Here is an 11,431-nt window from a genome sequence, read left to right on the forward strand (position 1 = left end):
AGGATCTCCTCCCGAAAGAATTTCGCCCAGGATGTCTGAATCCGTTGTTTGCGCTTCGGGCCGAGAAAGGGAAACGGATCGTACATGTCGAGGGTTTTGTGGTCTTTGGTATGGATCATCAGGACTCCTTAGGAGGATGAATATAAGAAGTTATTTACCACAAAACTCATTGAAAATAAAGTGGAAAATGAACATTTTATCGAATATTTTCATCCCATCACATTGAACAAACTTTTTACGAGACCATCAAACTTAATTCAGAATCAGTGATTTAGGATATCTAAACAACCAGCGGTCTATACCCTTGTCAGCCTGTTCTCCGCCGGACAAAATTCTTCGATAAAAAATCAAGGTTTCCAGCCTTTTCTTATGTTAAAATAGGGGCATGTTTAAGAAAGCGCCTCTTTTTGGGTTCGTTTGGAACATTTCTTTTATTTTGTTTGCCGTTCAGCCCGGATTTGCAGCTGGCCTGGAGGATTTAATCCCGAAGGGAAACGACTGCCATTCGTGTCACGAATCTTCCCATCCTGTCATTCAAGCCGATTTAAAAAAACCTTCAGGGGAGTGTTTTCTCTGCCATAACGATGGTGAGGTTCCGGACGAAGTGATTAAGACCGCCATGAAGGCCATTCAACATCCTTCTCCCGCCGGGCATGAGAAAAATCATCGTCTGTCTGAAATGGTCACGATTCCCGCCGGCGAATTTATGATGGGAGAGGATTATGTTAAAAAAGCGGTTGGACCCAAACATAAGGCCTATCTGGATGAATACGAGATAGACCGTTATGATGTGACTAACGGTGATTATTACCAATTTGTGACTAAAACGGAGAGGAAACCGCCCAAACATTGGATGGATAAAAGGGTATTCATTGAAAAGAAAAACCATCCGGTAACTTTTGTAAGCTGGTATGACGCGGAGGCCTACTGCGCGTGGAGAGGAAAAAGGCTTCCGACCGAAGCGGAATGGGAAAAAGCCGCCCGCGGGGTCGATGGCAGAATTTTCCCCTGGGGAAATCAGTTTGTTAAGGAAAATGCCAACGTTTATATGCTTGGAATCGGCGATACGTCGCCTGTTGGGCAGTTTGAAGCGGGAAAAAGCCCCTATGGGGTTTACGATATGGCCGGGAATGTCTTTCAATGGACACAGGATTGGTTTAAACCCTATCCCAATAATTCGATTGAGAACCCGAACTACGGAGAAACGCATAAAGTTCTCCGGGGGGGATCATTTTACGACTGCAGCTATTACCGATGCGGGCCCAGTTTTCAGACCTTTAACCGGATCGCTCTTTCCCCAAAATCCGTTTCAATCAGTATCGGTTTCCGGTGTGCCAGATCTCACGCTACTCAAAAATCATTATAGTGCCTGAGTTGTTTTTCGGTCCTTAAGGTTTTTACCCGCTTAATAGGTGTTTATTATCAAAGGCGTTTGTGCTAGGATAAGAGCGTTTTAGCTCATTTCTAACCTAATTAATTTGAAATAGTCAATGATCAAGAGTTTAAAGCCCATCACCATTTTTAATATCCCGTTTACGATAGAAGAATCTGAAATCATTAGGGAACTCCGGCTTCCTAAATATAAATCTTTAAAAGAAATCCCTGAAGAAAACATTGCCAAATATATTAAGAAAGCGATTGACACCGGTTACACTTTAATTTCGGGAAAAGGGTGCTATCGGACCGTAAAAATAGACAAAGTCTTTAAAGACCATGTGACCTGCGATATCAGCGCAACGCTGTTTCAAGGAAGTAACATGGTGAAGTTGTTGAAAAAATGTGATTACGCGACGTTGCTGGTCTGTACCATGGGGCCTGATTTTGAAAAGAAGATTGATGAGCTAAAAGATTCCGAACCGGCCGAAGCTTTTTATATGGACCGGGTCGGCGCCTGGATGGCAGATTTTTTTGCCGATCCGGTTGAACGTTTAATTGAGACGGAAATTTATAAAAACGGTTACAATAAAACCTTCAGGTTTGGCGTGGGTTACGGAGACTGGAAGTTGACGGTACAGGGAGAGATTTTAAAAGTCACCGAAGCGCATAAGATCGGCGTATCGGTCAACGAAGCTTTTATCATGGATCCGCGTTTTTCTGTTTCCGCGCTTATCGGCTGGGAAAGAAAAAACAATTCAAAACCGGAAATGACAGAGAATGTCTGAAATCCTGGAACGGTTAAAAAACGAAATTCTGCTCCTCGATGGTTCGATGGGAGCCCTTCTCCAGGGGAGAGGTCTGCCAAACGGGTATGCGCCTGACCTCTGGAACCTTGAACGGCCTGATGCCATCGTCGATGTCCATAAAGAATATATCGCCGCCGGAAGCCAGATTATTCTAACCAATACTTTTGGCGCCAGCCGCCTGCGGCTTGCGGAATATAACGCCCAGGATAAGATCCGGGATATCAACGCCTCAGCCGTAAAGCATGTTCGAACGGCCGCAGGGGGGAAGAAGGTGTATGTCGCGGGCGATGTGGGTCCTTCGGGGACCACGATTGCGCCTTTCGGCGAGCTTGCCTTCGATAAGGCGGTCGAACTCTTTTATGAGCAGTCCGTTGAACTGGTCAGGGCGGGGTGTGATTTAATTGCCATTGAAACCATGTTTGACATTCAGGAGATGAAGGCGGCTGTTATCGCGGCCAAAGAGGCCACAAAAGGAAAAGATATCCCGATTATGGCTCATATGACCTTTACCCAGGACGGGATTACCGATACCGGAAGCGATGCCGAAACCGCGGCTACGGTCATGGAGGGATTAGGGGTCGATATTCTAGGGGTGAATTGTTCCACCGGTCCGGAACATATGCTGCCGGTGGTTCAAAAGATGTCTACGACGACCCATCTTTTCATTTCAGCCGAACCCAATGCCGGTTTGCCGATCCAGGTCAATGGGAAGACGATTTTTCCAGCGACATCTGAAGAGATGGCTTCTTTCGCGGAACGGTTTATCGATTCAGGGGTCAATATCCTGGGAGGGTGTTGCGGGACGACGCCCGATTACATTCGAAAAATCAAGCATCTATTAGCGAATAAAAGACCGGCTTCGAGAAATGTCCGGAAGGGAATGAAGATCTCAAGCCGGATGAAAACCGTTTTTGTGGGCGCAGGACATCCCTTTTTGAAAATCGGTGAAAAAATAAATCCCACCGGGAAAAAACTTTTCAGCCAGGCGATTAAAGAGGGGAGAACCGATTTGATCGTCGCGGCCGCAAGAAAACAGTTTGAAGCCGGAGCCACTGCCCTGGATGTCAATGTCGGAGTTCCCATGGTCAGCGAAGCCGATATGATGGGTAAAGCCATTACGGCCATTCAAAATGTGGTCAATCTTCCGCTGGTGATCGACAGCTCGTATGTCAACGCGTTGGAGCAGGGGATGATTTACTATCCCGGAAAAGCGCTGGTCAACAGTATCAACGCCGAAGAAGAGCGGATTGAAGAGATTTTTCCTCTCGTCAAGAAATATGGGGCATCGGTCATTGCGCTGGTCGCGGGGGATGAAATTCCTGAAAAAGCGGCGCAAAGGCTGAAAAATGCCGAATACCTGTTGAAACGGGCTGAAGGTTTTGGTGTTCGAAAAGAAGATATTATCTTTGATTGCCTGGCATTAACGGTTTCAGCGGTTCAGGAAGCGGCCACTCAAACCCTCGAAACCATCCGTTTAATTACGAATGAACTGGGTTCTCCTACCACGCTTGGATTGAGCAACGTTTCTTTTGGTCTTCCCAACCGCCATTTTGTTCATAATACGTTTCTGGCCCAGTGTATTGCCGCCGGTTTAGACGCGGCGATTTTAGACCCCTATGACCAGGAGATGCATCAAATTGTCGCGGCGGCCAGTTTGTTTGGAAGAAGAGACCCTGAATGCAGACGGTTTATTCAGGTGCAGGCCGATCTGGAGGGAGGCAAATCAACCCCTAAAGACGAAGGCCCCCAAACAACAAGGGACAAAATCTATAAGGCTGTTCTGGAGGGCGAGAGAGAGAGTATTGTTCAACTCGTTAAACAGGGAATTGAAGAAAAAATTGAAGCCTTTGACATGTTTTTAAACCTGATGACCCCTGCCATCCGCAAACTTGGGGATTTATTTGGTGAACGAAAAAAGTTTATTCCGCATCTGGTGGCCTCGGCGGATACGATGAAACGAGGGGTTGATTTTTTGCTTCCCTATCTCGAAAAATCGGGAAATATTGAAAAAAAAGGGACGATCGTTTTTGCCACGGTTAAAGGGGACATTCACGATATTGGAAAGAATATCTGCTGTTTAATGTTGAGAAATTTCGGATTTAATGTTATCGATTTGGGACGGAATGTTCCGATGGAGGTTATTTTTAAAGCGGCTGAAGAAAACAAGGCCGATATCATCGCTCTTTCCGCCCTGATGACCACGACGATGATGCAGATGAAAGCGGTTGTCGATGAAATCAAAGCGAAGAACCTTCCTTATAAAGTCATGATTGGCGGAGCCGTGACCACCAAAAAATTCGCGGAAGAAATCGGGGCGGGGGCTTATGGAAAAGATGTTGGAGAGGTTGTTACCGTTGCAGAAAGTTTATTAGAACCCGAAAAGAATGTGGTATAGTAAAATAAAGATTAACTTTAATTAAGTAAACTTTTGTCAAAAGGGTACTCTATGAAATCAAATAAGACTTCCGTTCTTCCTGCTCTGACGATTGGAAAACATACTTCACCCTACCCGATTATTCAGGGAGGAATGGGAATCCGGATTTCTGCATCACGGTTAGCTTCTGCGGTAGCTAATGCCGGAGGAATAGGTGTTGTTTCCACAGTGGCCCTGGGGCTTGACTCCCCCTATTATAAAAAAGAAGGGGCCACGTCGAAAGATTATTTCCGTGCCAATATTCTCGCCCTTCAGGATGAATTAAAAATGGCCAAGCAGATCAGCCCTAAAGGGGTGATTGGCGTCAACTGCATGGTTGCTATTACAGATTATGAAGATATGGTCCGCACGTCGGCCGAATACGGCGCCGACATCATCTTTTCAGGCGCCGGTCTCCCGGTGAACCTTCCCGATTATGTGAAAGATTATCCGGATGTTGCTATTGTGCCCATTATTTCTTCGGTAAAAGCGGCATCGATTATCATTAAAAAATGGGAGCGGCTTCACAAGCGGATGCCGGATGCTTATGTCGTGGAAACGCCAAATTATGCCGGAGGACATTTAGGAGCACGGCCGGAAGATATCACCGATCCCGTTTTCAGTCTTGAGAAAGTGGTCCCCGAGGTATTGGAATTTCTCGAAAAAGAAGCAAAATTGAACATTCCGGTAGTAGCGGCTGGAGGCATTTTCGATCATCAGGATGTCCTTCGGATGATCGGACTGGGCGCTCATGGGGTTCAACTCGGCTCACGTTTCGTTTGTACTTACGAATGTGATGCTGATGATCTGTTTAAAGATGTGTTCATGAAAGCAAAAAAAGAGGATATCGTTATCGTGAAAAGCCCGGTCGGAATGCCGGGAAGGGCGATTCGAAGCGAATTTACGGAACGTTTTGAAAAAGGCCTCGACGTTGACGATAAATGTTTTGCGAAATGTCTGAAACATTGCGCCTGCCGGGATAACCGGGAAACCTACTGCATCGCCTCAGTCCTTGATAAAGCCCAAAGGGGAAATCTGGCCGAGGGGCTTTTCTTCGCGGGTTCCAACGCCTGGCGGATAAAAAAGATTGTGAGTGTCAAAGAATTAATGAATGAATTAGTTGGAATTCAGGAAGGGGTTGAAGCAAGTTCACCCTCTGAATCTGTTTCCCGGACGTCATAAAGGGTGTCAGATGAGCGCTTCCGAGGGAGAACCCGATCAGCCCGTTTCTTCTGCGAACAAGGGAATGGAAAATTTAATCGTTTGTTCAAAGTGTCAATATGTTTACGACCACCGGTATCTTTCGGAATCCTGCAGGTTTGAAGAGGAAGTGGGGTATAGGTGTATGAACTGTGACACGATCCTGTAACCTTTGAACCACTTTAAACAAAAGAATTTATGAAACTAAAAGATAAAATTGCAATCGTAACGGGCGGCGGGACCGGAATCGGCAAAGCCATTACCGAGGCATTTCTTAAAGAAGGCGCTCGTGTGATGATTTGTTCCAGAAATATGGAGCATCTAACCGCTGCCGCCAAAACCATAAATGACGGGCAGGGCGAAGAAAAAGTTTTCCCGGTTCAAACGGACGTTAATAAAAAAGACGAAGTTGAAAAATCGATTGAGGAAGTCATCAAAAAATGGGGAGACCTTCATATTTTGGTCAATAACGCCGGAAAATCGGCCCGCCTTCCCCTTCTCGATGCCAAAGATGAAGAGTGGCTGGATATTCTGGATTCTAATTTAAACGGCATGTATTTTTTTAGCAAGGCGGCTTTACGATCAATAAAGGATAACGCGCAGGGGAGAATCATCAATATCTCCTCTGTGTTAGGAAAATTTGGTGTCGCCGGTTATACAGCCTATTGCGCCGCCAAACATGGGATCGTCGGATTCTCAGGGGCTTTAGCGCTGGAAGTGGCCCCAAGAGGGATCACCGTCAATACGATTTGTCCGGGATGGGTGGATACCCAAATGGCACAACAGGGTATTTCTGAAACGGCAAAAACCCTTCAAATTTCTCCGGAAGAATTTAAAAAATCAGCCGAAGAGGCGATTCCGATTAAGCGGTTTGTTGATGCAGGCGAGGTAGCGGAACTGGCAGCCTTTTTAGCGAGTGAGGATGCGCGAGCGATTACGGGACAGGCCATTAATATATGCGGCGGCAGTGTCATGTACTAATTATGATTGTTCAAAAGGAGCCATCTACGGCGTTGTCACTGCAAACCCGCCTCCTCATGTACTTAAATGTACATTCCGGGGTGGGTTCTAGTTCCGCCTTGTATCTGGCTCCTTTTGAACAATCATAACGGGGTATCGTAAGAGGGATTGGAAACAGGATGTTATTAAAAGATAAAGTCGTTCTTATTACTGGCGGCGGGCGCGGTATCGGTAAATACATTGCCCGAAAGATGTGCGAGCAGGGCGCCAAAATCGCCATTAGCTCGAGAAATGAACGGAATATCGAAAAGACCCGAAAAGATTTTGAAAAGCAATCCGGCTTTGAAATTTTAATCATCCGGGCCGATATTACGCTTAAAGATCAGGTTAACGATGTCGTTGATAAGACCATGGAAAAATATGGAAAAATAGACGTCCTGATCAATAATGCGGGCACCGGCGGAATGAATCCGATTACCTGGCTCGATGACGGACAATGGTTTGCCATCCTGGAAACCAATCTCCATGGGTTATATTTGGTGACCAAAGCCGTCCTCAAAGCAATGAAACAAAATAAAAACGGCGGAAGAATTATCAATATTGCCTCACATCTTTCAAAAACGAGTTTTCCCTGTTACACGGCCTATTGCACCGCCGAACACGCCATTTTAGGTTTTACCCGGTCATTGGCGTTGGAAGTAGCCCGGGACGGAATAACCGTCAACGCGATTTGCGCCGGTTTAATCGATACCGACTTTGCGAAAAAAAGAACCTTTGAAATGGCGGATCAGTTAAGTCTTCCCCAGAGAGAGTATACCCAAAATATCATTAATTCTATCCCAATCAAACGCCTGATTGATCCGCTCGAGGTCGCCTCGTTAGCTGTTTATTTAGCCTCCGATCCGGCCCAGGCTGTGACGGGGCAGGCGATTGATATCAATGGCGGGCTTCTTGTCCCTTAATATGTTCTTACCTTCTGTAAGGGCTTAGATGATGAACAACGACAGACGGGCATTCCCGGAATATTACGCTCCTATCTACCAAATGGCAGTTTCTCAATTTAATCAGGCTGCCGACCTCCTTCATCTCGATCCGAATATTCGAAAACGCCTTATTGCCCCAAAACGGGCCCTCCTTGTCAGCGTTCCAGTGGCGATGGACGATGGTCATGTTGAGGTGTTTCAGGGTTACCGCGTTCACCATGACTGCACCCTTGGCCCCTCAAAAGGGGGCGTGCGATACCATCCCGATGTCACCCTCGGCGAAATCTGTGCGCTTGCCATGTGGATGACCTGGAAGTGCGCTCTGGTTGGTCTCCCGTTTGGAGGCGCGAAAGGAGGGGTTAACTGCGACCCCTCTACCTTTTCCAGGAAAGAACTCCAGCGTTTAACACGCAGATATACCTCTGAGATCCTGGTCATGATTGGTCCGGAAATTGATATCCCCGCGCCTGATATCGGCACCAATGAGCAGATTATGGCCTGGATGATGGATACCTATAGTCAGCATAAAGGCTATTCCGTCCCGGGGATTGTTACGGGAAAGCCCCTGAGCATCGGGGGGTCGATGGGAAGGAATGCCGCAACGGGTCAGGGACTGGTTTACATTCTGGCCGAGGCCTTAAAACAAAAAAACACCTCGCTCGCCGGTAAGGAAGTTGTGATTCAGGGGTTTGGGAACGTTGGCTTCAATACGGCTGAAATTTTATTTAAAGAGGGGTGTAAAATTGTCGGAATCTCCGACGCGTTTTCCGGATTATATGATCCCAAAGGTCTTTCAATTTCCAAACTCATCGAACATGTTAAAAAGGAAAAGGTCGTTGACGGGTTTCCAGAAGGGGAGAAGATCACAAATGAAGACCTGTTTTCCCTTAAATGCGACGTGGTGATCCCCGCGGCGATTTCTAACCAGATCACTCATAAAAACGCTAAAAAACTTCAATGTTCAATCGTTTTGGAAGGGGCAAACGGCCCGACCTCTCTTGAGGCCGATGTGATTTTAAGAGACCGGGGAATTTGGGTGATTCCCGATATCCTCGCGAACGCCGGAGGGGTTACCGTCTCTTATTTTGAATGGGTTCAGGGAATGCAAAACTTTTTCTGGAAAGAAAAAGAGGTGATGGAAAAACTGAAAGAGGTGATGACCGGCGCGTTTTTAAACGTCTTTGAAACCGCCCGGAAAGAAAAGGTTGACCTTCGCACAGCCGCTTTAATGCTGGGAATTAAAAAAATTTCCGATGCTTATCTTGCCAGAGGGTTATTTCCATAGAACGTTCAGGGCACGGACGATTTGCCCGTATAAAAATTGCTTTTCATGTAAGCGTTAAAACCTGCCTTTAAGAGATAGTTTCCGACAGCCGCAACCGGTACCGAAAATAACAGGCCCATCACCCCAAAAAGTTTTCCTCCCGTTAATAAAACCAGAATCATCAGTAACGGATGGAGACCGATCCTGTGCCCAACGATTTTTGGATTTAAATAATATCCGTCGAGCAAATGCCCGGCGGTATATAAACCGATGACCAGCAGGGGATGCACGGCGTCATGAAATTTAAATAAAGCAAAAAGGGTGGAAATGAATGCCCCGGTGAGGACACCGATAAAAGGAATGATATTCATTAAGGCGGAAAAAAAACCTAAAATGATGGACAGGTCAAGGCCGATCCAGGTCAGTCCAATCATATATAAAACGCCTAAAACAGCGCTGATGAGCAGCTGCCCGCCGATAAATTGCCTTAAAATTTGGTCGATTTCACCGAGATGTTCCTTGAAACGGCGCTGATAGACTTCGGGAACCAGGCGCGGAATCCAAAGCCTGATCTTATCAAAATCAAACAACAGGTAGAGCAAAACGACGGGGATCAATAAAAGGTCAATAAAAAAAAGTAAAAAATTCAGCGTTTTCGAAAAAACCTGTGCCGCGAAATTAGAGATCGACTCGGCCATTCCCGGAGAAAGGGCTAACAGTCTTTCAGTAAATCCTTTGATATAGTCCTGTGTCGTTTTTTGAAGTTTAAGATGGAGAATCTTTTCAAGATAGGGGATTCCGTTTTTTTGAAGAGTGTCGGCATAAACCGGAATTTTTTCCTGGACCGCGGGAATTTCCGCCCTGATCATCGAAACTAAAAACGCGCCCAGAGTCAAAAAAAGTAAAGAAAAGATTAAAAAGACTCCCCATACCGCGGGGGACTTTCTGATTCCCGCCTTTTTTAATTGTTTAACGAATGGATAAAGAAGGTACGCAAAAATAAAAGCAAAAATAAAAGGCCAGAGAATTTCACTTAACTGATAGGCGATCGTCACCAAAATGGCGCCTGCCATGAGAACGATGACCCAAAACTTTTGCAGATTCTTCATCCTCTCCGTCAGGTAAATACTTAAAGTAAATCTTTAAGTTTAAGTCAGGACCGCTTTGGCGTTTTCAATGCGAGAGGGGGGAGTTGAACCCCCATGGTTTCCCGCCAGATTCTAAGTCTGGTGCGTATACCAATTCCGCCACCCTCGCTCAAATGAACCCGTCCGGAGAGCGTCCGATCTTACCGCCATTTCTCAGGCTTTTAACAGGTCTTCCACCGTGAACAGCGCCACGACCTCGTAACCTAATTTTTCCAGTCTTTCTTTTCCACCTTCTTTACGATCAACAAGGGCGATGACTCTTAAGACCTGACAATTTAATTCTTTTAAAATGTCGATGGTTTTTTCCACGGATGTCCCTCCGGTCAAAACGTCGTCAACGATCACCACTTTTGAACCCTTTTTCAAGTTGCCCTCGATGAAAGGAGATTCGCCGTATCCTTTTGGATCCTTTCTCACAATAAAAGCGGGTAAAGGGGTTCCTTCGCCGTAACTCAGAATTGAAGCTGAAATGGCCAGCGGGTCTGCTCCCAGGGTCATCCCGCCAATAGCATCAATTTCTATATCATGAATGGCATCCAGAATGAGTTGGCCGACCAGAAATCCACCGCCAGGATCAAGGGTCACTTTTTTACTATCAATATAAAAACGGCTTTTTCTGCCGGAAGAAAGGGTGAAAAGAGGCTGGTCATTATAAACAAACGATTCGCGAAGCAACCTGAGAAGTTGCGTTCTAAGAGATAATCTTTCTTTTTTATCTAATTTTCGTTCAAGACCCATTCTCAGCTCCAAAAAATTAAAATAGTTTTTTTTTATGTTAGAAGATAATGCTCAAAAAAGCAAGGCAAGGTTTAAGACCCCGGTTAAAATTAACCAAAAAATGAGCCCCCCCGATATTAAGATCCTTTCGTAAATTGAAAGCCTTTTTGAAAAAAAAACAAAGGGGAGGCTCAACGGAAAAGTCAAAAAGCACGCGGTGATATAAATCCATTTAGGAATCCGTTTCCGGTGCGGTTTGTCCGGGAAGAGACTGCAAAAGGGACAATCGATTTCCCCATTCAGCTTTTCCCCGCATCTGGCACATCGGGTGATTCCCAATATTTCATCTAAATTTTCTTCCATGGCTACATTTCTAGTGTAGTGTCCGCTAAATAACTGGACAACTACTTTTTTGTTTTTCTCCTGCGCGGGAGCGTGCAGCCTGGCTGAATCTGTTCCAGGGTTTGGCGGCAGCGTGAGAGTTTTTCAACGATAGATTCCACTGTGGCAGTCCAAACGAAGGGTTTTGGATTTTCATTCCAGGCTGCCATAAATTCGTCGAT

General features: G+C 45.8%; 10 protein-coding genes and 1 tRNA gene. 8 read left to right on the forward strand and 3 right to left on the reverse strand.

What is annotated here, in order from left to right:
- Window positions 1–385: 385 nt before the first annotated feature.
- The 8 genes from HYR79_11370 (at window position 386) to HYR79_11405 (ending at window position 9,024) form a co-directional block, all read left to right on the forward strand.
- A complete protein-coding gene (locus HYR79_11370; GenBank protein ID MBI1822298.1) occupies window positions 386–1,366 on the forward strand; it encodes a formylglycine-generating enzyme family protein in 981 nt (326 codons plus the stop codon).
- A 124-nt stretch (window positions 1,367–1,490) separates the two neighbouring features.
- The gene (locus HYR79_11375) at window positions 1,491–2,162 is read left to right on the forward strand and encodes a hypothetical protein (protein ID MBI1822299.1); all 672 of its coding nucleotides are present in this window, start codon (window positions 1,491–1,493) and stop codon (window positions 2,160–2,162) included.
- Window positions 2,155–4,578: a homocysteine S-methyltransferase family protein gene (locus HYR79_11380; protein MBI1822300.1), complete on the forward strand. Its 2,424-nt coding sequence runs from the start codon at window positions 2,155–2,157 to the stop codon at window positions 4,576–4,578. Before HYR79_11375 ends, HYR79_11380 begins: the two co-directional genes overlap by 8 nt.
- Before the next feature lie 51 nt (window positions 4,579–4,629).
- Window positions 4,630–5,778: a nitronate monooxygenase gene (locus HYR79_11385; GenBank protein MBI1822301.1), complete on the forward strand. Its 1,149-nt coding sequence runs from the start codon at window positions 4,630–4,632 to the stop codon at window positions 5,776–5,778.
- A 10-nt stretch (window positions 5,779–5,788) separates the two neighbouring features.
- Window positions 5,789–5,965 (forward strand): hypothetical protein, encoded by a 177-nt coding sequence (locus tag HYR79_11390; GenBank protein ID MBI1822302.1) that lies wholly within the window; start codon window positions 5,789–5,791, stop codon window positions 5,963–5,965.
- Window positions 5,966–5,994: 29 nt separating this feature from the next.
- Window positions 5,995–6,777 carry an SDR family oxidoreductase gene (locus tag HYR79_11395; protein ID MBI1822303.1) on the forward strand — a complete coding sequence of 261 codons (783 nt, stop codon included), beginning with the start codon at window positions 5,995–5,997 and terminating at the stop codon, window positions 6,775–6,777.
- A 158-nt stretch (window positions 6,778–6,935) separates the two neighbouring features.
- Window positions 6,936–7,718 carry an SDR family oxidoreductase gene (locus HYR79_11400; GenBank protein MBI1822304.1) on the forward strand — a complete coding sequence of 261 codons (783 nt, stop codon included), beginning with the start codon at window positions 6,936–6,938 and terminating at the stop codon, window positions 7,716–7,718.
- A gap of 82 nt (window positions 7,719–7,800) precedes the next feature.
- Entirely contained in the window at window positions 7,801–9,024 is a 1,224-nt protein-coding gene (locus HYR79_11405; GenBank protein ID MBI1822305.1) for a Glu/Leu/Phe/Val dehydrogenase, read from the forward strand.
- Window positions 9,025–9,029: 5 nt separating this feature from the next.
- On the opposite strand, the gene HYR79_11410 is transcribed toward HYR79_11405, so the two are convergent.
- The 3 genes from HYR79_11410 to pyrE all read right to left on the reverse strand — a co-directional run bounded on the left by HYR79_11410 (window position 9,030) and on the right by pyrE (window position 10,889).
- Complete coding sequence (locus HYR79_11410) at window positions 9,030–10,112, reverse strand: AI-2E family transporter (GenBank protein MBI1822306.1); 1,083 nt, start codon at window positions 10,110–10,112, stop codon at window positions 9,030–9,032.
- A gap of 68 nt (window positions 10,113–10,180) precedes the next feature.
- A tRNA-Leu gene (locus tag HYR79_11415) sits at window positions 10,181–10,260 on the reverse strand.
- A 44-nt stretch (window positions 10,261–10,304) separates the two neighbouring features.
- Window positions 10,305–10,889: an orotate phosphoribosyltransferase gene (gene pyrE / locus HYR79_11420; protein ID MBI1822307.1), complete on the reverse strand. Its 585-nt coding sequence runs from the start codon at window positions 10,887–10,889 to the stop codon at window positions 10,305–10,307.
- Between the last annotated feature and the right edge of the window lie 542 nt (window positions 10,890–11,431).

It is taken from the genome of Nitrospirota bacterium (genome assembly GCA_016178585.1).
Taxonomy (GTDB): Bacteria; Nitrospirota; Nitrospiria; order JACQBW01; family JACQBW01; genus JACOTA01.